The 23,319-nt window shown below is 68.7% G+C and carries 21 protein-coding genes; 10 read left to right on the plus strand and 11 right to left on the minus strand.

Features of this window, described 5'->3' with window-relative positions:
• Positions 1-15 precede the first annotated feature (15 nt).
• Together HQ314_RS09645 and HQ314_RS09650 are read left to right on the plus strand one after the other, a co-directional pair.
• Entirely contained in the window at positions 16-1,413 is a 1,398-nt protein-coding gene (locus HQ314_RS09645; RefSeq protein ID WP_027506135.1) for an NAD(P)/FAD-dependent oxidoreductase, read from the plus strand.
• Positions 1,414-1,428: 15 nt separating this feature from the next.
• Positions 1,429-2,250 (plus strand): UbiA family prenyltransferase, encoded by an 822-nt coding sequence (locus HQ314_RS09650; protein WP_222649908.1) that lies wholly within the window; start codon positions 1,429-1,431, stop codon positions 2,248-2,250.
• Here HQ314_RS09650 and HQ314_RS09655 read toward each other — a convergent pair.
• Entirely contained in the window at positions 2,233-2,559 is a 327-nt protein-coding gene (locus HQ314_RS09655; protein ID WP_051613433.1) for a hypothetical protein, read from the minus strand. The genes HQ314_RS09650 and HQ314_RS09655 overlap by 18 nt on opposite strands.
• 89 nt (positions 2,560-2,648) lie before the next feature.
• On the opposite strand from HQ314_RS09655, the gene HQ314_RS09660 reads away from it, so the two are divergent.
• On the plus strand, positions 2,649-3,359 hold the full coding sequence (locus HQ314_RS09660) for a dienelactone hydrolase family protein (RefSeq protein ID WP_222649909.1): 711 nt from the start codon (positions 2,649-2,651) through the stop codon (positions 3,357-3,359).
• A 45-nt stretch (positions 3,360-3,404) separates the two neighbouring features.
• A complete protein-coding gene (locus HQ314_RS09665) occupies positions 3,405-4,334 on the plus strand; it encodes a pirin family protein (protein ID WP_056441134.1) in 930 nt (309 codons plus the stop codon).
• Here the strand turns inward: HQ314_RS09665 and HQ314_RS09670 are convergent.
• Together HQ314_RS09670 and HQ314_RS09675 are read right to left on the minus strand one after the other, a co-directional pair.
• Entirely contained in the window at positions 4,325-5,092 is a 768-nt protein-coding gene (locus HQ314_RS09670) for a putative protein N(5)-glutamine methyltransferase (RefSeq protein WP_222632243.1), read from the minus strand. The two genes, HQ314_RS09665 and HQ314_RS09670, sit on opposite strands and share 10 nt — an antisense overlap.
• The gene (locus tag HQ314_RS09675) at positions 5,089-6,477 is read right to left on the minus strand and encodes a phosphotransferase (RefSeq protein WP_222637932.1); all 1,389 of its coding nucleotides are present in this window, start codon (positions 6,475-6,477) and stop codon (positions 5,089-5,091) included. Before HQ314_RS09675 ends, HQ314_RS09670 begins: the two co-directional genes overlap by 4 nt.
• A 106-nt stretch (positions 6,478-6,583) precedes the next feature.
• Between HQ314_RS09675 and HQ314_RS09680 the strand changes: the two genes are divergently transcribed.
• The gene (locus HQ314_RS09680) at positions 6,584-8,557 is read left to right on the plus strand and encodes a M13 family metallopeptidase (protein ID WP_222649910.1); all 1,974 of its coding nucleotides are present in this window, start codon (positions 6,584-6,586) and stop codon (positions 8,555-8,557) included.
• A gap of 1 nt (position 8,558) precedes the next feature.
• Here the strand turns inward: HQ314_RS09680 and HQ314_RS09685 are convergent, their stop codons facing one another.
• From HQ314_RS09685 to HQ314_RS09705, 5 genes are all read right to left on the minus strand, one after another.
• The gene (locus HQ314_RS09685) at positions 8,559-9,641 is read right to left on the minus strand and encodes an ABC transporter ATP-binding protein (protein WP_056441124.1); all 1,083 of its coding nucleotides are present in this window, start codon (positions 9,639-9,641) and stop codon (positions 8,559-8,561) included.
• 18 nt (positions 9,642-9,659) lie between these two features.
• The gene (locus tag HQ314_RS09690; protein ID WP_027506126.1) at positions 9,660-10,982 is read right to left on the minus strand and encodes an ABC transporter substrate-binding protein; all 1,323 of its coding nucleotides are present in this window, start codon (positions 10,980-10,982) and stop codon (positions 9,660-9,662) included.
• Between the two features lie 25 nt (positions 10,983-11,007).
• On the minus strand, positions 11,008-11,901 hold the full coding sequence (locus HQ314_RS09695; RefSeq protein WP_027506125.1) for a carbohydrate ABC transporter permease: 894 nt from the start codon (positions 11,899-11,901) through the stop codon (positions 11,008-11,010).
• Complete coding sequence (locus HQ314_RS09700; RefSeq protein WP_374197826.1) at positions 11,898-12,857, minus strand: carbohydrate ABC transporter permease; 960 nt, start codon at positions 12,855-12,857, stop codon at positions 11,898-11,900. Before HQ314_RS09700 ends, HQ314_RS09695 begins: the two co-directional genes overlap by 4 nt.
• A gap of 76 nt (positions 12,858-12,933) precedes the next feature.
• On the minus strand, positions 12,934-13,866 hold the full coding sequence (locus tag HQ314_RS09705) for a L,D-transpeptidase (RefSeq protein WP_027506123.1): 933 nt from the start codon (positions 13,864-13,866) through the stop codon (positions 12,934-12,936).
• Positions 13,867-14,085: 219 nt separating this feature from the next.
• Between HQ314_RS09705 and HQ314_RS09710 the strand changes: the two genes are divergently transcribed.
• On the plus strand, positions 14,086-15,387 hold the full coding sequence (locus HQ314_RS09710) for an EAL domain-containing protein (protein WP_235578864.1): 1,302 nt from the start codon (positions 14,086-14,088) through the stop codon (positions 15,385-15,387).
• Between the two features lie 11 nt (positions 15,388-15,398).
• Here the strand turns inward: HQ314_RS09710 and HQ314_RS09715 are convergent, their stop codons facing one another.
• A complete protein-coding gene (locus tag HQ314_RS09715) occupies positions 15,399-16,409 on the minus strand; it encodes a putative zinc-binding metallopeptidase (RefSeq protein ID WP_027506122.1) in 1,011 nt (336 codons plus the stop codon).
• A gap of 152 nt (positions 16,410-16,561) precedes the next feature.
• Here HQ314_RS09715 and HQ314_RS09720 point away from each other — a divergent pair, with 152 nt between their 5' ends.
• Positions 16,562-17,122 carry a Dps family protein gene (locus HQ314_RS09720; RefSeq protein ID WP_056441116.1) on the plus strand — a complete coding sequence of 187 codons (561 nt, stop codon included), beginning with the start codon at positions 16,562-16,564 and terminating at the stop codon, positions 17,120-17,122.
• A gap of 85 nt (positions 17,123-17,207) precedes the next feature.
• The gene (gene nhaA / locus HQ314_RS09725) at positions 17,208-19,082 is read left to right on the plus strand and encodes a Na+/H+ antiporter NhaA (RefSeq protein ID WP_222650087.1); all 1,875 of its coding nucleotides are present in this window, start codon (positions 17,208-17,210) and stop codon (positions 19,080-19,082) included.
• Positions 19,083-19,088: 6 nt separating this feature from the next.
• Here the strand turns inward: nhaA and HQ314_RS09730 are convergent, their stop codons facing one another.
• Entirely contained in the window at positions 19,089-20,174 is a 1,086-nt protein-coding gene (locus HQ314_RS09730) for a DNA polymerase domain-containing protein (protein WP_222649911.1), read from the minus strand.
• Between the two features lie 2 nt (positions 20,175-20,176).
• Positions 20,177-21,229 (minus strand): ATP-dependent DNA ligase, encoded by a 1,053-nt coding sequence (locus tag HQ314_RS09735; protein ID WP_222649912.1) that lies wholly within the window; start codon positions 21,227-21,229, stop codon positions 20,177-20,179.
• Between the two features lie 53 nt (positions 21,230-21,282).
• Here HQ314_RS09735 and HQ314_RS09740 point away from each other — a divergent pair, with 53 nt between their 5' ends.
• Both HQ314_RS09740 and HQ314_RS09745 read left to right on the plus strand, forming a co-directional pair.
• Positions 21,283-21,894 (plus strand): hypothetical protein, encoded by a 612-nt coding sequence (locus HQ314_RS09740; RefSeq protein ID WP_222649913.1) that lies wholly within the window; start codon positions 21,283-21,285, stop codon positions 21,892-21,894.
• Positions 21,891-23,318, plus strand: coding sequence for an MFS transporter (locus tag HQ314_RS09745; protein ID WP_374197827.1), 1,428 nt, complete (start codon positions 21,891-21,893; stop codon positions 23,316-23,318). Before HQ314_RS09740 ends, HQ314_RS09745 begins: the two co-directional genes overlap by 4 nt.
• Position 23,319: the final 1 nt, after the last annotated feature.

Raw genomic sequence — 23,319 nt, forward strand, 5'->3', positions numbered from 1 at the left:
AGAGGAACGGGCACCGTGACCACCACCACAGCCCCGCACCGCGTCGTCGTCGTCGGCTCCGGATTCGGCGGCCTGTTCGCGACCAAGGCCCTGCGCCGCAGCGACGTCGACGTGACGATCGTGGCGCGCACCGCGCACCACCTCTTCCAGCCGTTGCTCTACCAGGTGGCCACCGGGATCCTCTCCGAGGGCGAGATCGCGCCCTCCACCCGTCTCATCCTCAAGAACCAGGCGAATGCCGCCGTCGTGCTCGGCGACGTCACGGAGGTGGACCTCGAGGCGCGCACCGTCGTCTCGGTCAGCCGTGGCCGCGTCACCGTCACTCCGTACGACAGCCTCGTCGTCGCCGCGGGCGCCGGCCAGTCCTACTTCGGCAACGATCACTTCGCCGAGTTCGCCCCCGGCATGAAGACGCTCGACGACGCCCTCGAGCTGCGCGGGCGCATCATGAACGCGTTCGACGCCGCCGAACTCACCACCGACCCCGTCGAGCGCGCACGGCTGCTCACGTTCGTCGTCGTCGGCGCCGGCCCCACGGGTGTCGAGATGGCGGGCCAGATCGCCGAGCTCTCGCGCCGCACCCTCGCCGGAACGTTCCGCACGATCGACAGCCGCGACGCCCGCGTGATTCTGCTCGACGCGGCCCCGAAGGTGTTGCCGCCCTTCGCCGACTCGCTGGGCGAGAATGCTCGACGACGTCTCGAGAAGGTCGGCGTCGAGGTCGAGCTGGGCGCCGCGGTCACCGACGTCGACGCCGACGGATTATCGGTCCGCGACAGCGACGGCACCGAGCGCCGCATCGAGTCCTCCTGCAAGGTCTGGTCGGCCGGTGTCTCCGCGAGCCCGCTCGCGGCACAGCTGGCGGCGAAGTCCGGGGCCGAGGTGGACCGCGCGGGCCGCGTGCTCGTCGAGGCCGATCTGACACTGCCGGGCCACCCCGAGGTCTTCGTGGTCGGCGACATGATGGCGCGCGACAAGCTCCCCGGCGTCGCCCAGGTGGCGATCCAGGGCGGCCGCTACGCCGCGCGGTGCATCACTGCCGACGTCCGCGCCGCTGCCACCGACACACCGCGCCCCGAGCGCACCCCGTTCCGCTACCGGGACAAGGGCAGCATGGCGACCGTGACGCGATTCTCGGCCGTGGCGCAGGTGGGACCCGTCAAGATCACCGGCTTCCTGGCATGGCTGATGTGGCTCGCGGTGCACCTCGTCTACATCGTCGGATTCAAGAGCCGACTCACCACCGTCTTCAACTGGACGTGGACGTTCCTCGGCCGAGCGCGCACCCAGCTGACCGTCACGCAGCAGCAGATGCACGCGCGCACGGCACTCGGCAGGCTCGTCGTGCTCGAGGACGCCCGCCGGGAGCGGGACGCGGGAGCCCCGGCACGCGAGGACGCTCGCGCCAGCTGAGTACTGTTCCGGTACATGGGCAGTCGACTCTCCGCTCTCCTCGTCGCCTCCCACCCCGGCCCCGCCGCCGCGGTCACGACGTTCGTCGCACTGCTGTCGGTCAGCATCGGCCCACCCTCGGCGGGGCTCCTCGTCGTCGTGGTCGTGGCGGTGCTGAGCGGGCAGCTGATCGTGGGCTGGACCAACGATCTGATCGACGCCCCGCGGGACACCGCGGTCGGCCGCACGGACAAACCGCTCGCCGTCGGCCGCCTCGACCCCGCCACCGTGCGGGTGAGCGTCGCAGTCGCGGCGGTGGTCTGCGTGGTGTTCTCCATGCTGTGCGGCGTCGTTCCGGGTGCGGTGCACCTCGTGCTGGGAGTCGGGTCGGCCCTCGCCTACAACCTGGGTCTGAAATCCACCGTCGTGTCGTGGCTGCCGTACACCGTCGCGTTCGGATCGGCGCCCGTGGTCGTCTCGCTCACCGTGGTCGACGCGATGCCGCCGTGGTGGATGATCACGGTAGGGGCGTTGCTCGGCTTCGGCGCCCACCTGGTCAACGTGCTGCCCGACATCGCCGACGACACGGCGACGGGAGTCCGCGGGCTGGCACACCGACTCCCTGCTCGCGTGGTCGCTCCATTCGCCGCGGGGGTGCTCGTCACCGCATCGATCGTGGGGGTCGTGGGGAGCGGGGCTCTCGGGCGCACCGGGGTGTCGACCGCAGCGGGCGGAGCCGCTCTGGCCGTCGTGGTCGTCGCCGCATGGATCGCGTCGACGAGCAGCGGACGGACGCCGTTCCGCGCGGCCATCGTCATCGCCGGCGTGACCGTGCTGATGCTACTGCTTCCGCGCTGACGTCTCGGCGGCAGAGGTCAGGTCGCCGGCGGCCTCGAGGTCGTCGGTGTCGCGGAACACCAGGCACCCGTTGTCCAGGGCCACCGCCCACCGGTGCGCCACGGCCCAGTCCCGACCCACGGACGACGAGTCCACGAAGTCGGCGAAGTCCTCGACGATCGATCCCGTCTCGAGAGGCCACGTCGTCGGATCCGAGTCGCGGTCGATCGAGTGCCGGGTGCGTACCCGCGCACCGACCTCGAACGTCGGCGGCGGCCCGGCCGGCTCCTGCGGCGTCGCTGCTCCGGGGTTGTTCAGGGTCGATGTCATGGCGGCCTCCTGCTGGTTCCTCGGCGCGGTTTCCCCGTTTCACACAGTTCACACATGGAACACCGAGATTCTCGTGATCTGATGGTGGGATGGCCATCACTTTCACCACACGCGTCCCGGAAGGTCCGATACGAGGCGGTGTCGTCGTCGTCCAGGAGGCGTTCGGCGTGACCGACCACATCGCGGAGGTCTGCGGCCGCTTCGCCTCGGCAGGATGGATCGCCGTGGCCCCGCATCTCTTCCACCGGGCCGGTGATCCGGTGGTGTCGTACGACGACATGAGCACCGCGATGGACCTCATCGGCGCACTGAAGGCCGAGGAGATCGACCAGGACGTCGATGCCGCGTTCGACGAGTTGGCCGCATACGGCTACGGACCGAGCGGGTGCGCGATCGTCGGGTTCTGCATGGGCGGCACCGTCGCCTTCGAGACGGCGGTGCGGCGCCCACTCGGTGCCGCGGCCACGTTCTACGGCGGCGGCATCCGCGAGGGTCGCTTCGGCTACCCGCCGCTGCTCGACGGCGCCACGGCACTGCGAACGCCGTGGCACGGGTTCTTCGGCGACCTCGACACCGGGATCCCGGTCGACGACGTCGATTCGCTGAACGCCGCCGTCACCGACGCGCAGGTGGACACTCGCATCGCCCGCTATCCCGACGCCGAGCACGGCTTCCACTGCAACGATCGACCCGCCGTCTACAACGAACGGGCCGCGTACGACGCGTGGTCGCGCACCCTCGACTGGTTCGATCTGCACGTGGATCCGGCCGGGGAACAAGGACGGGCCCCTCGCGGTTGAGCCGGGCAAGTAGTTGATTCGTCAACTTTATCCCAGGAGGCCGACATGCCCGCAGTGACCGTCGACAACGTTCTCGCGCTCCCCCGCATCTCCACGCCGCAGCCCGGCTCGGTGAACCGGCCGGTCCGCGCCGTCACCACCGCCCCCACCGGCTACGAGGGCGAGGGGTTCCCGGTCCGACGTGCCTTCGCGGGTGTCGACATGAAGTACCTCGACCCCTTCATCCACATGGACCAGATGGGCGAGGTGAACTACGCGCCGGGCGAGCCCAAGGGCACACCGTGGCACCCGCACCGCGGCTTCGAGACGGTCACCTACATGATCGACGGGATCATGGACCACCAGGACTCGCACGGCGGTGGCGGTTCCATCACCGGCGGCGACACCCAGTGGATGACCGCGGGCAGCGGCATCCTGCACATCGAGGCCCCGCCGGAGCACCTCGTCGTCTCGGGCGGGCTGTTCCACGGCGTGCAGCTGTGGGTCAACCTCCCGCGCAACAACAAGATGGCGGCGCCGCGGTACCAGGACATCACCGGCCGCGAGGTCGCTCTCCTCTCGAGCCAGGACGGCGGCGCGCTGGTGCGCGTCATCGCCGGCGAGATGGACGGCCACGAGGGACCGGGATCGACCTACACGCCGATCACGCTGTCCCATGTCACCGTCGCCCCGGGTGCCTCGGTGACCCTGCCCTGGAACGCGCGCTACAACGCCATCGCCTACGTGCTGGGCGGATCCGGCACCGTCGGCACCGAGCGGCGGCCCGTACGCACAGGTCAGACCACGGTCTACGGCTCGGGCGACACCTTGACCTTCGCCGCCGCCGAGGGCACCGAGTCGATGGAGATGTTCGTTCTCGGAGGCGAGCCGATCCGCGAGCCCGTCGCGATGGCCGGGCCGTTCGTCATGAACACCAAGGCCGAGGTGCTCCAGGCGTTCGAGGACTTCCAGTCCGGGCGGTTCGGTCAGCCCTGATCTAGCGTCCCTCGCCCGATCACCATGGTGGCGTCCCGGTCCTCGTCGTGTACCACCGTCGGCTCCAGACCGGCGGCAGCGAAGATCTGTCGCACCGTGTCGGCCTGGGCCGCGGACGCCTCCACGATCAGTGATCCGCCGGGTGCCAGCCAGTCGCGTGCCTGTGCGGCCACGCGGCGCTGGACGTCCAGTCCGTCCGGTCCACCGTCGAGGGTGACGCGGGGTTCGTGATCCCGCGCCTCGGGCGGCATGGTCTCGATGGCCGACGAGGGAACGTACGGCGTGTTGGCGGTGACGACGGCGATCCCGTGGCGCAGGTGCGTCGGTATCGCGGCGAAGGTGTCGCTCTCGAAGACCGTGCAGCCCGGCAGATTTCGACGAGCGCACGCCACCGCCACCGGGTCGATGTCGGAGGCGTACACCGTGGACCCCGGCGCCGAGCGCACCACCGCGGCGGCCACGGCACCCGAGCCGCAGCACAGATCGAGCAGCACGCCGCCGCCGAGTCGGCCGAGCGCCGCGTCCACCATGGCCTCGGTCCGTCGGCGCGGCACGAAGACGCCGGGCTCGACGAGCACGCGGCCCCCATGGAACTGCGCCCACCCCACGATGTACTCGAGCGGCTCCCCGGCGACACGGCGCGCGATCCAGTCGGCCAGCGTGCTCTCGTCCGGAGCCTCACCGATCAGCAGAGCTGCCTCATCCTCGGCGAACACGCATCCGGCCGCCCTCAGCACGGCGACCGTCCGCGAGGTCACTCCGCGACGAGCCGCTCGATGGCGTGCAGGGGGATCGAGAGCCAGGTCGGGCGGTTGCGCGCCTCGTAGACGGCCTCGTACACGGCCTTGTCCAGCTCGTACGCTCGCAGCAGCGCCCACGAGATGCGCGGGTCGTGTCCCGCCACCTCGGTGTAGCCGTCGCAGAATGCGGACACGTTGCGCTCCACCCACTCCCGCGCCACGGGCTCGAGTCGCGCCCGTTCCTGCGAATCCTCGATCTCGACGACGTGGCTCATGGCGGCGTAGTCGAAAGAGCGGATCATCCCTGCCACGTCGCGCAGCGTGCTGTCCGGAGTGCGCCGCTCCTCGAACGTCTTCGACGGTTCGCCCTCGAAGTCGATGAGGACCCACCGCTCCGACGTGCGGAGCACCTGCCCCAGATGCAGGTCACCGTGGATGCGCTGGGTGTCGATGCCGCCCGTGCCCGCTGCCTGGTCGATCAGGGCCCGGATGCGCGGGAGGTACTGCTCCAGGTCGGCGATCACCGGCAGTGCCGTCTCCACGCGAGCGGAGATGTCGGCCGCCGTACCGGCCGCCGGCGCCAGGGACGTGCCCAGCACCGACGCGAGATCGGCGTGCACGGAGGCGACGGCGCGGCCCAGCTCGCGGGCCTCGCTCGTGAAGTCGGACGTCGTCACGTCACCGCTGGCCAGGACGTCTCGCACGCTGGCCTGCGCGGTGGTCCACCCCTCGGTGGATCCCGCCACGAAGTCCTGCGCCATGGCGAGGGTCGTCTCGGTGTGGTCGATGTCCGCTTCCATCCATCCGCGCAGCGGCGCGACGTTCTCGCACCCCGCCTGGCCCAACGCCCGGTGCAGCTCCACGTCGGGATTGATGCCGATCGTGACCCGCCGGAAGATCTTCAGCAGATGGTGGTCGCCCAGGATGACCGACGTGTTCGACTGTTCGGCGCCCAGCACCTTTCCGCGCAGGCCGGTCTGCAGGTCGCTGCCCGGCATCGCCAGGAAGCGCACCTCGCCGGTCCCGCCGGTGGCCAGGAGGTCGGAGTAGACCGAGATGGCATCGGGATCACGCAGGGCGTCGAACACCACCGCGCCGCCGTCCCGAGTGACGACCCACGGGTCGAGGTCCTCGTCCACCGAGGCTCGGACACCGAGGGGCACCTGGAAGATCTGGGGCTCGGCGCCCTCGAGGTCCACCCGCACGAGCACGTGCTCGACCACGAGCTCGGACGTGGTGGCCAGCGTCTCCCGCGTGAGCAGATGCACTCCGGTGACGGTGTGACCCTTGGCGGAGAACCACCGCTGTTCCGGCAGCCAGGCGGCGAGTGCGCCGAGGAGGGCGCCCTCGTCGAGGGGTGGCGGCGCGACGGGCTCGTCGATGCTGTGCTGTTCCGTGGACATGAGCCTCGGTTACCCCGAATTCTCTCGTCGACAACGTGACCCTGCGCGGACCAGCGTAATGCCCCGTCGACCCCGCGCATCTCGTCCGGCCTGTCAGGATGGAGGCATGACCTCGGACGCATCACTCGCACGGCCCTCGGGCCTGGACCTGAAGTTCGTCGACGCCGCCACCAGAGCGCAGGACGATCTCTTCGAGCACGTCAACGGCCGCTGGCTGGCCGAGTACGACATCCCGGCCGACCGCGCCGTCGACGGCGCGTTCCGGACACTGTACGACCGGGCCGAGGAGCACGTCCGCGACATCATCCAGGTCGCGGCGGACTCCAGTCCGGCGCCCGGCTCGGACGCCGCGAAGATCGGTGACCTCTACAGCAGCTTCCTGGACGCCGACGCCATCGAGGCGGCCGGCACCGCGCCGATCGCCGACGAGCTCGCGGCGGTGGCCGACGCCACCGACAGCGAGGCGCTCGCCCGCGTACTCGGCACTCTGCAGCGCACCGGTGTCGGCGGCGCGGTCGCGCACTACGTCGACACCGACTCGAAGAAATCGGACCGCTACCTCGTCCACTTCTCGCAGTCCGGCCTCGGCCTCCCCGACGAGTCCTACTACCGGGAGGACGAGCACGCACAGGTTCGCGAGCAGTACGCCGAGCACATCGGCGCCATGTTCGCCCTCGCGGGCGTGACCCGTTCCGCAGCGAGCGTCCTCGATCTCGAGACCGCCCTGGCGGCGGGCCACTGGGACGTGGTGAAGCGCCGCGACGCCGATCTCTCCTACAACCTGACGACGCTCGCGTCGCTGCGAGCGGACGCGCCCGGCTTCGAGTGGGGCGCCTGGATCGAGGGCCTCGGCGCCGACGCGGACCGTCACTTCGCCGAGATCGTCGTCCGCCAGCCCGAGTTCCTCACCACGTTCGCGGAGCTGTGGTCGACGCGCAGCCTCGACGACTGGAAGGCCTGGGCCACCTGGCGCATCCTCCACTCCCGCGCGCCGTACCTGACGTCCGCGGTCGTCGACGAGAACTTCGCCTTCTACGGCCGCACGCTGACGGGAACCGAGACCAACCGCGAGCGCTGGAAGCGCGGCGTCTCCCTCGTACAGGATCTGATGGGCGAGGCGGTGGGAAAGCTGTACGTACAGAAGCACTTCCCGGCCGATTCGCGGACGCGCATGCAGGAACTGGTGGCCAACCTCGTCGAGGCGTACCGGCGCAACATCTCCGACCTCGAGTGGATGAGCCCGGAGACGCGGACGGCCGCGCTGGCGAAGCTCGACAAGTTCACCCCGAAGATCGGCTACCCGGACACCTGGCGGGACTACTCCTCGCTGCTGATCGATCCGGCGGACGTGGTGGGCAACTACCGCCGCGGCTACGAGGCCGAGTACCAGCGCGATCTGGACAAGCTCGGTGGTCCGGTGGACCGCGGCGAGTGGTTCATGACCCCGCAGACCGTCAACGCCTACTACAACCCGGGCATGAACGAGATCGTGTTCCCCGCCGCGATCTTGCAGCCCCCGTTCTTCGACCCGGACGCCGACGACGCCGCGAACTACGGCGGAATCGGTGCGGTCATCGGACACGAGATCGGCCACGGATTCGACGACCAGGGAGCCAAGTACGACGGTGACGGCAACCTCGTCGACTGGTGGACCGACAGTGATCGCAGCGAGTTCGGCAAGCGCACCACCGCGCTGATCGAGCAGTACGACTCGTTCGAGCCGAAAGCCCTTCCCGGACACCACGTCAACGGGAAGTTCACGATCGGCGAGAACATCGGCGACCTCGGTGGTCTGTCGATCGCCGTCGAGGCGTACAAGATCTCACTGAACGGCTCCGCGGCCCCCGAGATCGACGGCCTGACAGGGCTCCAACGTGTCTTCTTCGGTTGGGCGCAGGTGTGGCGCACCAAGGCGCGGGACGCGGAGGCGCTGCGCCGCCTGTCCATCGATCCCCACTCGCCGCCCGAGTTCCGATGCAACGGCGTGGTCCGCAACCTCGACAGCTTCCACGAGGCCTTCGAGGTGACAGAGCAGGACGCGCTCTACCTCGATCCGCAGCAGCGCGTCCGCATCTGGTGATCTAGCGCAGGCGCAGGCCGGACTCGGGATCGAAGAAGTACACCTCACCCGCGTCCGGCCGGACGCGCAGGCGCTCGCCCGCACCGACCACGACACGACGATCCACCCGCACCACCACGCGGCCACCGCGGGCCGTCCAGCCGGCGTCCGCCGGTCCGACCGAGTAGGCGAACGACTCCGCCCCCAGTTCCTCGACCAGCTCGGTGGTCAGCTCGACCGCCTCGGTGTCGGACTCGCCCACCAGTTCCCACGACTCGGGGCGGACCCCGACGACGATCCTCCCCTTGTGTGCGGCGGGCACCGGGATGCGCGCGCCACCCAGGACGGCGTGGCCGTCCACCACGTCCGTCTCGAGCAGATTCATCGCGGGCGAGCCGATGAACGACGCGACGAAGTCGTTGACCGGATTCGCGTACAGCTCACGGGGACTCGCGACCTGCTGCAGGAGTCCGCTCTTCAGGACCGCGACCCGGTCCCCCATCGTCATGGCCTCGACCTGATCGTGCGTCACGTACACCGTCGTCGTGCCGAGCCGGCGCTGCAACGACGCGATCTGCGACCTCGTGCTCACCCGGAGCTTCGCGTCCAGGTTGGAGAGCGGCTCGTCCATGCAGAACACCTCGGGGCGACGCACGATCGCGCGCCCCATCGCCACGCGCTGACGTTGGCCGCCGGACAGCTTGCCCGGACGCCGGCCGAGGAGGGGCTCGAGCTCGAGCATCCGAGCCGCCTCCTCGACGCGGACGGCCGTGTCCGCCTTCGACATTCCCGCGTTGCGCAGCGCGAATCCCATGTTCTCCGCCACCGTCATGTTCGGATACAGCGCGTAGTTCTGGAACACCATCGCGACGTCACGTTCCTTGGGTGCGAACCCGCTGACGTCCTTGCCGCCGATCTCGATGCGCCCGCTCTCGATCGCCTCGAGCCCGGCGAGCATGCGCAGGCTCGTCGACTTGCCGCATCCCGACGGTCCGACGAGCACGAGGAACTCGCCGTCCGCGATGTCCAGACTGAGCGCGTCCACCGAGGGAGTCGGTGCTCCCGCGTAGCGGTGGGTCGTCTCCACGAAATGTACCGAGGCCATGACAGAGGTGGTCCGCTTCTACTTGGGCAGCTTGGGAGTGATCTGGCGATCGATGATCTGCTGCAACTGATCCTGCACACCCGAGAACGTCGACGCGACATCGGCGTTCTGCAGGGCGATCTGCTCGAGACCCGCACCGATGATCTGATCGCCGCCGGGCACGAACACGCGGGCGTAGTCCTGCGACCGGGTCCGCGCGAGCTGGTCCACCGCGGTCCGCGAGCGGGGGTTCTGCTCGAGGAACGCGACCTCGGAGGCGTCGGTGGCGGACGACTTGCGCACCGGCATGTAGCCGACGTTCTGCGAGAAGTACGCCGTGTTCTCGGTGTTGGTCACGAACTCGATGAACTTGAGCGCGTTGATCTTCCGCTCGTCCGGGATGTTCGCCGGGATGGCCAGTCCGGCGCCACCCGTCGGGCACCCGGGAGTGCCCGCCTCGGCGGGGAGGAACGCCGTGCCGAAGTCGAACTTCGCGTTCTTCGTGATGCCCGACAGGTCGCCGGTCGACGCGATGGTCGAGCCGAGCAGGCCCGCGGAGAAGTCGTTGGCGATGTCGTTGGACACGGCCGCGTACTTCTTCGTGTGGATCATGTCCTTGAGGAAGTTGCCGGCCTCGATGGTGCGCTCGTCGGTGAACTTCAGATCGAACTCGTCGGAGTAGCTGCCGCCGAACGTCCAGATCGGGCCCTCGAAGGTCCACCCCAGGTAGTCCTCCGCGTTGCCCCAGCCGTGCGCGAGCTTGCCGGATCCGATGGCGCGCTGGATCTCCGGGCCCCACTGGTCGAACTCCTGCCACGTGGCCGGCCCGCGATCCGGGAGTCCGGCAGCAGTCCACACCTCGCGGTTGTAGTAGAACAGCGGGGTCGAGCGGGCGTAGGGCAGCGCCCACGTCTTGTCGTTCCAGTTGTAATCGGCGACGAGCGAGTCGACGTAGTCGCTCGTGTTCACGCCCGCCTGCGAGAACAGGTCGTCCAGCGGCGAGATCGCGCCGAGCAACGCGAAGTTGAACCACCACACGTCCGAGAGCAGCACGACGTCCGGCAGCGACCCGCCCGACAGCGCCGCGTTGAACTTCTGCGCGATCTCCTCGTAGTTCTTACCGCCGTCGACCATCTGCACCGTCAGGTCGGGATTCGCGGTCTGGAAGCGCGAGATGAGCTCGTTCTCGATGTCCTTCGAGCTGCCCGGGTGGGACGACCAGAACGTGATCGTACTGGCATCGCCACCACCGGACGACGACGAGCTGCTCGTCGAACTCGTTCCGGCACAGGCGGTGAGGGCGGCACCGGCGGCGACGGCACCGGACAGTCCGAGGAATCCGCGGCGAGAGAATGGCTGCATCATGTGCTCCTTGTTCATAGGTTGGTCAGCCCTTGACGGCGCCGGAAGTGAGGCCCTTGATCATGTGACGCTGGAGAGCCAGGAAGACGATCAGAATGGGGAGCATCGTCAGGACGGTGCCGGCCATGACGGGCCCCCAGTTGGTGACGCCGTCGTTGTTCTGCAACTGGGTCAGGCCCACCGGCAGCGGCGCGACGGACGAGTCGTCCGACATCAGGAACGGCCAGAGGTACTCGTTCCACTCGTTCACCACGGTGATGGTGGCGAACGCGACCATGGTCGGGCCCGACAACGGCAGGACCACCCGGAACAGCAGGCGGACCGGGCCGGCGGCGTCCATGCGGGCGGCCTCGATGATCTCCTGCGGTATCGACAGGAAGTGGTTGCGCATGAGGAACGTTCCGAATGCCACGCCCGCCAGCGGCACGATGATGCCCTGGAAGGTGTTGCGCCACCCCAACTGCGCCACCAACGCGTAGTTGGAGATCACCGTGATCTGGTTCGGCACCATCAGTGCCGCGATGATCACGAGGAAGACGATCGTCTTACCCGGAAAGCGCAGGAAGACGAGGCCGTAGGCGCTCAGCACGCCCAGCGCGAACTTCACGACGGCCAGGATGCTGGTGATGATCAGGGAGTTCTTCAGGAACGTCCAGAACGGAACGGTGGTCGTCGCCTCGTCGTAGTTCTCCGGGCGGAACACCGCGGGCCACCAGACCGACGGCTGCACGTAGATGTCACCGCGCTCCTTGAACGAGGTGACGACGATCCAGAAGAGCGGCAACCCGATGATGACGATGACCACGACCATCGCTGCGTAGCCGAAGAGTGTGGAGAGTCGGCGACGCCGGGCGGCGTCCCGCGCCGGGCGGGCATCGTCGGCAGTGGCGGCGGCCGGTGCCCTGTCGATCACGCTCATCGCGCGTCACCTCGATCCATGACTCGCACCTGCAGGACGGTGATGATCAGCAGCACCAGGAACATGATCGTGGCGACGGTCGCGCCGTAGCCCGCCCGGAAGTTCCTGAATGACTCCTCGTACACCTGATAGACCATCGTGGTGGTGCCGGTACCCAGCGGACCACCCCGCGTCATCACGTTGATGATGTCGAAGACCTGCAACGAGTTGAGCATGACCGTGATGGACAGGAAGAACGTGGTGGGACGCAGCTGAGGAAGCGTCACCTTGCGGAACGTCGTCCACCGACTCGCGCCGTCGATCTGCGCGGCTTCGGTCAGATCCTGCCGAAGACCCTGCAGCGCTGCGAGATAGATGACGAAGGCGTAGCCCAGGTTCTTCCACAGGTACGTCACGGTGATCATGAACAGCGCCCACCCGGGGCTCTGGTAGAAGTCCGGCACTCCCTCGAAGCCGAACCGCCGCATGACGTCCTGGATCAGGCCGAAGTTCGGATCGAACACGAACTGGAACGCCACACCGATGGCCGCGCCGGAGATGACGAACGGAGCGAAGACGGCCGACCGGACGATGTTGCGGCCGCGCAGCTTGCGATCGAGGAGCATCGCCAGGACGAGTCCGAGGAGCATGCTGCCCGCCACCGCCGCGATGGTGAAGATGACGGTGTTCGACACGATCTGCCACGTGTCGCTGCGCCCCCACCATTCGCGATAGTTCGCGAGACCGATGAAGGTCGACGTCGGCGACGAGATGTTCCAGTCGAAGAACGAGAGCCTGATGTTGTCCAGCAGCGGCCGGTAGGTGAACACGCCCAGCAAAACCAGGTTCGGCCCGACCAACACCAGGAACAGCGCGTAGTCGCGCCACGGTCGACGGAGGAAAGACCGTTGTGCGGGTGGCAGTTCCGGCAAGGTGCGCTGGACCACCGGCCGCGATCGCGGCGGGCTTGCTCTCACCGGTGGGACATTAGCGTAGGTAAAGCGAACGAATGGTGAACATGGACCGATCAGTATCGGTCCGAGATGTGATCGTTCAGAGTTGCCAGTCGCCGAGGCCGTCGCGGCCGTTCAGAATGCCGCCGTCGGTGTTCTGCACCACCACCGGATCACCCTTCTGGGCCGTCTCGAAGAACCATTTCGCGTCCTCGGTGCTGACGTTGAGGCAGCCGTGGCTGACGTTCTCGACACCCTGACTGTCCACCGACCACGGCGCGGCGTGGACGAAGATGCCGCTGTTCGACATGCGGGTGGCGTACTCCACGTAGGTCCGGTAACCCTCGGGCGCATCGACCGGCACGCCGTAGGTGGACGAGTCCATGTACATGTCGCGGAAACGCTCGCCGACGATGTAGGTGCCGTTGGGCGTCTCGTGGCCGACCTTGCCCATCGAGGTGGGCATGGTGCGCACCACCTCGCCGTTGCGCGTCACCGTGATGGTCTTGGTGTCGTCGTCGGCCGTCGTGACGATCGCGTCGCCGACGGTGAAGGTGGACGACGCGTCTCCCGCGGTCACCGTCACGGTCGTGTTCGCCGGCCAGAAGACGTCGGGTCGCCAGCGGACCTGGCTGTCGGAGAACCAGAAGAAGCGGCCGGCGACATCACCGGCGGACGTGGTCACGTCGATCGCCCGCTCGGCGACCGCGCGGTCGTCGATCGGGGCGGCGAACCGGACGATGATCGGCTGCGCGACACCGACGACCTCGCCCGCGGACGGGTTCAGTGCGGGAGCGGAGAAGTTCGCGGGACCACGCGGCGCCTCGACGGGTGCGGGCGGGGCGACCGGCGGTGTCGGGACACCGGGCGCGGGGGCGGTGATGCCGGGGATCGGCGGGAGCGAGATGTCCGGGCCACCGGGCCACAGCGGCGCCGCGGAGGCGGGCACGGCCACCCCGACGGTGACGGCGGCGGCGGCGAGGACGCCTGCAGCCGAACGAGCGAGGAAACGAACCGAACGTCGAGCACCCATGCTTGTGAACCATCCCTAGCGAAGTCGCTTTACCTGATCGCACCGCAATTAACACATACGGGTGGTCCCCATCGCCAATCGGGTAATGTGGTGAGACACCCGGGAGGGCGCTGACTGCGCCGTGTCGGGATGACGTAGGACTCCTGTCAAACCACGGCGGCGGTCGAGGGTCGAGCACGTTCCTCGCGAACGCGCCGACATGACGGAAGGGCACACGCCGTGGTGATCGACGACCGAACCAACACAGCCGGAAGCAGGCCGGCCCGTCCCGTGCTGTTCTCCGGTGACCGGGACGGGGGCGGACTCAGCGATCTGCTCGGTCCCGAGAGCCTCCGCACGTCGTTCCAGCGCATCATCGATCTGCAGACCGATGCCATCGTCGGGTACGAGGCGGTCGTTCTGGGTCCCGCCGACTCGTCGTTCGCCGACCCCGTGTCACTCGCGTCGGCCGCGAAGTCGATGGGCATGACACCCGACCTCGACGCCGCACGGTGGAACGGAGCGCTCAGCGAGGCCGCGCGCGCCGAGCTTCCTCGTGAACTGCCCCTGTTCATCGCGGTCGACCCCGACTCCCTCACGGAACTGCCCGACCTGCGGGACCACGACATGGGCGGCGCGGTGCTGCAGTTCGACGAGACCGCGCTCATCCGACGACCGGCGCACCTGATGCAGGTGGTCGCCGAGGTCCGACGACTCGGCTGGGCCATCGCCGTCGACCACGTGGGAGTACGGCCCGAGTCCCTCGCTCTGCTCCCGCTGCTCGAGCCGGACGTGATCAAGCTGGACCGGACCCTCCTGGCCACACGCCCCAATCGCTTCACGGCCCGCGTGGTCAACGCCGTCGCGGCCCAGGTGGAGCGCACCGGCGCCGTGGTCATGGCCGAGGGCATCGACACCCCACGAGCAGCGCTCACGGCGCAGGCCATGGGAGCGCGCGTCGGCGAGGGCTCCCTCTACGGATCGACCACCGACCTCTCCGTCGACAGTCCCGTGGGATCACCCCTCGAGTTCGAGATCGCGCGCGATCGCGGCTTCACCCCGATGTCGACGCCGTACAACCTGGCTGCCGGCGGTCGCGACGTACGCCGAGCGAGCAAGCGTCTGCTCATCGAGATCAGCAAGAACCTCGAGGCGATGGCGACCGACAGCCAGCAGACCGCGCTGATGCTCGGAGCGTTCCAGCACGTCAAGCACTTCACGCCCATCACCGGACGACGGTGGGAGCTGATGGCCATGAACGCGACGCTCGTCGGCGCGCTCGCGGAGAACATCGGGACCGAGCCTGCCCCGAAGATCCGCGGCGCCAACCTCGCCGCGTCGGACGCGTTACGCGAGGAATGGGACGTCGTCGTGCTCACGCCCCATTTCTCCGCGGTGCTCGCGGCCCGCGACCTCGGCGACACCGGACCCGACATGGAACGTCGGTACGACTACGTGCTGTCCCACGACACGACGCTCACCATCGAGTGCGCGCGGTCCCTCATCGCCCGGCTGCCTCCCGAACGAAGCGGTTCTTGGTAGAAGTCGACTGCTCAGACCTCGTCGGGGACGATGACGGAGTGAACGAAGCGCATCTTCTCCAGCACCTTCGCCGGCAGGACGAAGGGGTAGAGGTCCTGGTGTCCCATGGACCTGTTCAGCTGGTTGAGTGCCCACGTCAGCGGTAGCCACCAGTCGATGATCCGGCTGAAACCGACGTCGCCGGCCAGTGGCGCCTCGAAGGTGGATCCGGCGGGCGCGAAGGCGTAGGCCGCAGCGGTGTCCAGGGTGTCCCGGATGTGCAGGTAGTGGGCGAACGTCTCCGCCCAGTCCTCGGCCGGATGCATCGTCGCGTAGGACGACACGTAGTTCTTCTTCCAGCCGTCCGGTGCACCCTCGCTGTAGTGCCGATCCAGTGCCGCCTGGTAATCGTCGTCCGGGTTGCCAAAAAGTTCCTCGAACCGCGCGCGATGCTCACCGCTGCCGATCAGCACCATCTGATAGAAGTGGCCGATCTCGTGCCGGAAGTGGCCGACGAGCGTGCGATAGGGCTCGTCCATCGACACCCGCAGCTGCTCGCGGTGCACGTCGTCGCTCTCGGCGAGGTCCAGCGTGATCAGACCGTTGGCATGACCGGTGATGACGTTGCGGTTGGCGCTCGAGAGAAGGTCGAACGCGAGACCACCCTCGGGGTTCTCGTCCCGCCCGATGATCGGCAGGTGCAACTCGTCGAGCTCGAGCACCACCCGGCGCTTCGCCGTCTCCGCGGACGCGAACTCGGCGATGGCCTCCTGGTCGGAGTCGGCGGGCCGCGTGCGAGTGAGGGCGCAGGACAGGCACAGCGTGTCCCCGTCCGTCGCGTCGACCAACCAGTTGCACTGCGCCAACTTGATGTTGGCGCAGCGTCGCCAGGTGGTGCCGTCCACGACCACGGACAGATCGTCGTCGAGCACCTGCATGCTGCGACTCGGCAGGTGGAATCCCAGCCTGCTGTCACAGCTCAGGCAGATGGAGTTCTCGAACGACAGCTGTTGACCGCACTTGCGGCAGAAGAAGACTCGCATGACTCGTGGAACACCCTTCTCGACAACGCTACGACGCTCAGCCTACGCAGATGCGGGGTCGCTCCGGACCACACCGAGACCATGCCCCCGAGCCGGTGTGACCTGCGACGCCGGGGGGTTTGAACGAGGGGCCGGCGGTGAATCCACGGTGCATGACTGACACGACGCAGAAGACGGCCTCGTACACCGTTCCCGGCATGGACGTCGCCGACGGTGCCCATGTGGCGGAGGTCCTCCAGGACCGCCTCAACGCCCTGAACGACCTGCATCTGACGCTCAAGCACGTGCACTGGAACGTCGTCGGACCCAACTTCATCTCCGTCCACGAGATGCTGGATCCCCAGGTCGAGGCCGTGCGCGGCTTCGCCGACGACGTCGCGGAGCGCATCGCGACGCTGGGCTCGTCCGCACTCGGCACCCCCGGCACCATCGTCTCGCAGCGCAAGTGGGACGACTACAGCATCGGCCGCGCGCCGGCCATCGAGCACCTCGGCGCGCTCGACCTCGTCTACACCGGCGTGATCTCGGACTACCGCGCGGCGATCGAGGAGGTCGGCAAGGTCGACCCCGTCACCGAGGACCTGCTCATCGGACACAGCGGCCAGCTGGAGCTGTTCCACTGGTTCGTGCGTGCGCACCTCGAGAACGCTGGTGGCCAGCTCTCGACGGCCGGCGCCGGTTCCGAGAAGGAAGCGGCACGCGACGCGAGCTGACACTCCGTCTTCACCGCACGAGCTCACAGCGCCGCACCCCGCGAGGGGTGCGGCGCTGCTGTAGTTTCGTGCGGTGACGGAGTCGATCACCGCGCATCGGACGCGGTTCAGAGGCCTGGTCGACAAGATCGCGGATGCGCGTCGGGGAGACAGCAGCGAGACCGTCGCTGCGGCGTTCCTCCTCGTCGCCACCGTGGTCGCGCTGATCTGGGCGAACTCGCCGTGGGGTGAGACCTACCAGTCGTTCTGGCACACCCCGCTGTCGATCACGCTGGGTGATGAGGGCATCGAGCTCGACCTGCAGCACTGGGTCAACGACGGTCTGATGGCTCTGTTCTTCTTCGTCGTCGGGCTCGAGGTGAAGCGTGAGTTCGCCATGGGCGAGCTCCGCGACCGGTCCCGCGCCGCCGTTCCCATCGTGGCGGCGATCGCCGGGCTCGCACTGCCCGCGGCGTTGTTCCTTCTCCTCAATCCCACCGGGCCCGAGGCCGCGGCGTGGGGTGTCGTGATCTCGACCGACACCGCGTTCGTGGTCGGGCTCCTCGCGGTCGTCGGACCCGCCCGAGCCGTGCGTCTGCGCATCTTCCTGCTGACCCTCGCCGTGGCCGACGACGTCGGCGCCCTCGCCATCATCGCGGTGTTCTACACCGACGAACTGCGGATCGGGCCCCTGCTCGTGTCCGTGGCGGGCCTCGCTCTGATCGCGTCGCTGCGCGGCCTGCGGGTGTGGCGCGGCGCGGGCTACGGACTCGTCTCGGTGGTCACCTGGGTCGCCATGTACGAGTCCGGCGTCCACCCCACTCTCGCGGGCGTCATGATCGCCCTGATCCTGCCCGTCTACCCGCCGCGGCGGCGTGAGGTGGAACATGCCGCCGCGCTGACCCGCGCGTTTCGGCAGTCCCCCAATCCGGAGTACGCCCGCGCCGCGCGGCTCGGACTCGAGCGCGCCGTCTCGGTGAACGAGCGGCTGATGCGGCTCCACCAGCCGTACACGGCCTTCATCATCGTGCCGATCTTCGCCCTCGCGAACGCGGGTGTGGTCCTGAGCTCGGAGACGCTGCGTGCCGCCGCCACGTCGTCGCTGACCTGGGGCATCGTCGTCGGCCTGGTGCTCGGCAAGTTCGTCGGCATCACGACGGCGAGCGCGGTGTTCGCGAAGCTCCGGCCGGGATCCATGACACCGGGGCTCACCTTCCCGCAGATCGCCGGCGGCGCCGCGCTCTCCGGCGTGGGATTCACCATCTCGCTGTTCATCGTCGATCTCGCGCTGGACGACCCGGCTCTCGCAGATCAAGCCCGCGTCGGCGTGCTCAGTGCCTCCGTGATCGCCGCGCTGCTCGGCTGGCTGGTGTTCTCGCTCGGCAACCGATTCGCGCCGCCGCCCGCGGAACCGTCACTGGACCTCCTCCGCCGCGTGAGCCCGAAGCGGGACCACATCCGCGGACCGGTGGACGCGCCGCTCACCATCGTGGAGTACGGCGATTTCGAGTGCCCGTTCTGCAGCAAGGCGACCGGAAGCACGCGCGAGGTGCGGGAACACTTCGGAGACAAGGTGCGCTACATCTTCCGCCACTACCCGCTCGACGACTACCACCCGCATGCCCGGTACGCGTCCGAGGCGTCGGAAGCCGCTGCGGCACAGGGCAAGTTCTGGGAGATGCACGACACGCTGTTCCTGCACAGCGACGCCCTCGAGCGCGACGACATCGACCGCTACGCCGCGGACCTCGGGCTCGACATGGATCGCTTCGAGGACGACCTCCGGACCGGCGACTTCGTCACCCGCGTCGAGGACGACGAACTCGACGCGCTCACCAGCGAGCTACCGGGGACACCGACGTTCTATCTCGGCGTCGAGGGCCGGGTTCCGCAGCGCCACAGCGGCCCCCACGACGCCGCGACCATCATCCGCGAGCTCGAGGCGATGCGCGCAGCCGCCCGCCGGCCTGTCGCCGACTGACGTCTCCTACTCCTGCGCCCGGTTGCCGTCCTCGTCCCAATGGGCGGCCACCTTCTTCGACGGCTGGACGCGGGGCGGCTCGCCGGGCATCTTGGGGTAGTCCGGGGGGAAGTTGAGTTCGCCGCCGGGCAGCGTCTCCCACAGATCGAGCAGCGGAGCCAACGAGTACGCCTCGTCGTCCATCGACGCCCAGGGATCGCCGTCCTGCAGGTAGTCGGGGACGGTGACCAGGGAGTACTCACGGGGGTCGCTGGTCTCGGCAAGGCGCTCCCAGGTCAGCGGCGTCGACACCGGGGCGCCGGGACGCGCCCGCAGACTCCACGCACTCGCGATGGTGCGGTCCCTGTTGTTCTGGTTGTAGTCGATGAAGAGGCGCGCACCGCGCTCCTCCTTCCACCAGGCCGTGGTCACGCCGTCGTCGCGGCGCTCGAGTTCACGGCCCAGGCCGATCGCGGCGTGACGCACGTCCTCGAACGTCCACTCCGGCCGGATCCGCACGTACACGTGGATGCCGCGGTTACCACTGGTCTTCGGGTAGCCACGAAGACCCAGTTCCTCCAACAGTTCTCGCGTCACCAGAGCGACGCGGCGGGCGTCGGTGAACGAGGTTCCCGGCTGGGGGTCGATGTCGATGCGCAACTCGTCGGGACGGTCGACCTCGAGCCGACGGACCGGCCACGGGTGGAAGGTCAGGGTGCCCATCTGGGCGGCCCACACCAGCGACGCCGGCTCGGTGGGACACAGTTCCTCCGCGCGCCTCCGGCTCGGGAACGTGATCTCGACGGTCTCGACGAAATCGGGTGCACCTCTGGGCAATCGCTTCTGATAGAAGCCGTCGCCACCCTTGTCCTGCGGGCCGGTGGCCAGGCGCATCCCGTCGCGATACCCGTCGGGCCAGCGCTCCATCGCGGTGGGACGGTCCCCCAGGGCGCGCATCAACGGCTCGCCCACCGTCGAGAAGTACTCGCACACCTGCAGTTTGGTGATGTCCGGTGTGCGGTCCGTGGCCTCGTAGATGATGCGGTCCGGACTCGAGACCTTCACCTCACGCTCGCCGACCTGCAGCATCACGGGCGTCGACTTCGCGGCCACGGTCAGGACCTCTCGAGGATGTCGGAGACGTCGTAGTCCGCGGGCACGTCGAGCTGGTCGTACGTGCAGCTCAGCGGATCCCGGTCCGGGCGCCAGCGGACGAAGCGCGCGGCGTGGCGCAGCCTGGACTTCTCCATCTGGTCGTAGGCCACCTCGAGAACCCGCTCGGGCCGCACCGGGATCCACGTACGGTCCATGCCGGAGCGCCAGCGGGTCTGCTCGCCGTCGGAGACGATGTCGTCACCGAGCCGCAAGGGTTCCAGTTCCTCGAGGTAGGACAACCGCTTCGCGTCCGTGAACGCGGACGCGCCGCCGATCATCTGGAGCTGGTCACCGTTGTAGAGACCCAGCAGCATCGACCCGATACCGTTGCCGCTCTTGTGAATGCGGTACCCGATGAGAACGCAGTCGGCCGTGCGGGCGTGCTTGACCTTGATCATCTCGCGCTTGTTCGGCACGTACACGCCGTCGAGCCGCTTGGCCACGACCCCGTCCAGTCCCGCTCCCTCGAACCGGTCGAACCAGTCGGTGGCCAGAGCGGCGTCCGCGGTCACGCGCGTCACGTGGCACCGCGGCTCGGTCCGACCCGTGTCGAGGATCATCTCCAGGCGGGCACGCCTCTCGGCGAAGGGAAGACCGGTCAGGTCCTCGTCACCGAGAGCCAGGAGATCGAATCCGATGAACTGCGCGGGGGTCTTCTCGGCCAGCATCCGCACGCGACTGTCGGCGGGGTGGATCCGCTCGGACAGCGAGTCCCAGTCGAGCCGCCACGATCCGTCGGTCTCGAGAGCGACCACCAGCTCGCCGTCGACGACACATCGTTCGGGCAGTTCCTCGCGCACGGCGTCGACCATCTCCGGGAAGTACCGGGCCAGGTCCTTACCACCGCGTGACCCGAGCACCACCTCGTCCCCGTCACGGAAGACGATCGTGCGGAAGCCGTCCCACTTCGGCTCGTAGGACCACGCCGGATCCCCCGAGTCGGGCTGGTCGGGGACCGTCTTGGAGGCCTTGGCGAGCATGGGCTGCAACGGGGGTGAAACGGGGAGGTCCACCGCTCAATACTTACACGTCGGACAAACGGCGCAACGGGCTTACAGTGTCGTCCATGACGATTTCTCGGCGACCGGGAACGCGGCGCGCTCCGGCCGTTCTCCTCGTGCTGACGGCGGTCGCCCTGCTGGCAGGATGCTCGTCGACGGTCACCGGTACCCCCGTCGCTCAGCAGGGCTCCGTACCCGCGTCCGAGGTGCCCGAGTTGCCGAACGATTCGATCCTCCCGCCGGTCCCCACCACTCCGTCCGGCACCGGCGGCGACGTCTCCATCGACGCGCAGGCGGGTGACTGCGTGCGTCTCGGCGGCACGGTCGACGAGGCCACCATCGAGGAGGCCGCGTGCGGGTCTCCCGAATCGAACTACCGCGTGGTGTCTGCCGAGGTCTCCACCGACTTCTGTCCCGGTGACGTCGACCAGACGTACTACGAGACGCTCGCCGGCATCGAACAGGGCGCGCTGTGCCTCGACATCGACTTCGTGGTCGGGGGATGCATGGATCTGGGCACGCCCGACCCGGAGCGCTCGGACTGCGACGCCCCGATGATCGGCGGTGTCCGGGTCGTCGACGTCCTGCAGGGCACGACCGACGCGTCGGAATGCCCGTCGTCACGCAGTTACGTCTACGACGAGCGCGCCTTCGTCGTCTGTCTCGACGACCAGTGACCTCGCCCCCGCCGACCGTCCCCCTGTCGTCGGCGCGCGGCCGGTGGATCGTGCTGGCCACGGTGCTGGGATCGACCCTGTCGCTGCTCGACGGAACCGTGGTCACCATCGCCCTCCCCGACATCGGGACCGAACTGGGCGCCGACGTCAGCGGGCTGCAGTGGACGGTCACCGGCTACACCCTGACGCTTGCCGCGTTCGTGCTGCTGGGCGGCTCGCTCGGCGACCGTGTCGGACGGCGGCGCATCTTCGTCCTGGGCACGATCTGGTTCGCGGTCGCGTCGGTCGCGTGCGGTCTGGCGCCGAACGTCGAGTTCCTCGTGCTCGCTCGTGTCGTGCAGGGCATCGGCGCGGCGTTGGTGACGCCGGGTTCGCTGGCGATCCTGTCGGCCTCGATCGACCCGAAGGATCGGGGTGCGGCCATCGGCCTGTGGTCGGGCTTCGGTGGCATCGGATCCGCGGTGGGCCCGCTGCTGGGCGGCTGGCTCGTGGAGATCGCCGGGTGGCGGTCCATCTTCCTGCTCAACGTGCCGCTCGCCGTCGCGGTCGTCGTCGTCGCGTTGCGCCACGTGCCCGAGACGCGAGACCCCGAGACCTCGGGCCGACTCGACCTCCCCGGAGCTGCCGTCGTCGCCCTCGCTCTCGCGGCACTGACCTACGGGGCGATCGACGGACGGTGGCCGATCATCGCGATCGGCCTGGTCGGCACGGCCGTGTTCGTGGTCGTCGAGCGCCGGACGGCCCACCCTCTGGTGCCGCCGTCGCTCTTCTCGTCCAGGGTCTTCGTCGCGGCGAACATCGTGACCTTCGCGGCCTACGCCGCGCTCGGCGGCGTGTTCTTCCTGCTGCTGCTGCAACTGCAGGTCGCGCTCGGCTACTCGGCCCTCGCCGCCGGCACGGCGACACTGCCGATCACCGCGGCGCTCCTCCTGCTGTCGGCGCGCGCCGGCGCGCTGGCCGGCCGCATCGGACCTCGTCTGCCCATGACGGTGGGACCACTGGTGGCCGCGGTCGGGCTGGTACTCATGATCCGCATCGAGCCGGGATCGACCTACCTCGGTGCCGTCCTGCCGGCCGTCGTCGTGTTCGGCGTGGGGCTCTCCCTGCTCGTGGCGCCACTCACCGCGGCCGTCATCGGTGCGGCACCGGCATCGCACGCGGGTACCGCGTCCGCGGTGAACAACGCGGTCGCGCGCACGGCTCAACTGCTCTCGGTCGCCGCGATTCCCGGCATCGTCGGCATCTCCGGGCAGCTGGATCCCGCGCAGTTCTCGTCGGGATTCCGCGCCGCGATGCTCATCTGTGGGGCCATGCTGGCTCTCGCCGGGGCACTCGCCGCCGTCTCGATCCGCACACCTCGCCCGACGGGTCGCACACCGATGCACTGCGACGTGTCCGGGCCGCCCGTGACGGACGGCCGCTGAC

The organism is Rhodococcus sp. BP-332, assembly GCF_019836065.1.
GTDB lineage: Bacteria > Actinomycetota > Actinomycetes > Mycobacteriales > Mycobacteriaceae > Rhodococcoides.

Excerpts from the sequence above, each read along its gene's own strand:
- HQ314_RS09695 (WP_027506125.1), bottom strand. The coding sequence starts at position 11,901 with ATGAGCGTGATCGACAGGGCACCGGCCGCCGCCACTGCCGACGATGCC.
- HQ314_RS09720 (WP_056441116.1), top strand. The coding sequence starts at position 16,562 with ATGACTGACACGACGCAGAAGACGGCCTCGTACACCGTTCCCGGCATG.
- HQ314_RS09685 (WP_056441124.1), bottom strand. The coding sequence starts at position 9,641 with ATGGCCTCGGTACATTTCGTGGAGACGACCCACCGCTACGCGGGAGCA.
- HQ314_RS09650 (WP_222649908.1), top strand. The coding sequence starts at position 1,429 with ATGGGCAGTCGACTCTCCGCTCTCCTCGTCGCCTCCCACCCCGGCCCC.
- HQ314_RS09665 (WP_056441134.1), top strand. The coding sequence starts at position 3,405 with ATGCCCGCAGTGACCGTCGACAACGTTCTCGCGCTCCCCCGCATCTCC.
- HQ314_RS09680 (WP_222649910.1), top strand. The coding sequence starts at position 6,584 with ATGACCTCGGACGCATCACTCGCACGGCCCTCGGGCCTGGACCTGAAG.
- HQ314_RS09740 (WP_222649913.1), top strand. The coding sequence starts at position 21,283 with ATGACGATTTCTCGGCGACCGGGAACGCGGCGCGCTCCGGCCGTTCTC.
- HQ314_RS09655 (WP_051613433.1), bottom strand. The coding sequence starts at position 2,559 with ATGACATCGACCCTGAACAACCCCGGAGCAGCGACGCCGCAGGAGCCG.
- HQ314_RS09715 (WP_027506122.1), bottom strand. The coding sequence starts at position 16,409 with ATGCGAGTCTTCTTCTGCCGCAAGTGCGGTCAACAGCTGTCGTTCGAG.
- HQ314_RS09690 (WP_027506126.1), bottom strand. The coding sequence starts at position 10,982 with ATGCAGCCATTCTCTCGCCGCGGATTCCTCGGACTGTCCGGTGCCGTC.
- HQ314_RS09660 (WP_222649909.1), top strand. The coding sequence starts at position 2,649 with ATGGCCATCACTTTCACCACACGCGTCCCGGAAGGTCCGATACGAGGC.
- HQ314_RS09705 (WP_027506123.1), bottom strand. The coding sequence starts at position 13,866 with ATGGGTGCTCGACGTTCGGTTCGTTTCCTCGCTCGTTCGGCTGCAGGC.
- HQ314_RS09675 (WP_222637932.1), bottom strand. The coding sequence starts at position 6,477 with ATGTCCACGGAACAGCACAGCATCGACGAGCCCGTCGCGCCGCCACCC.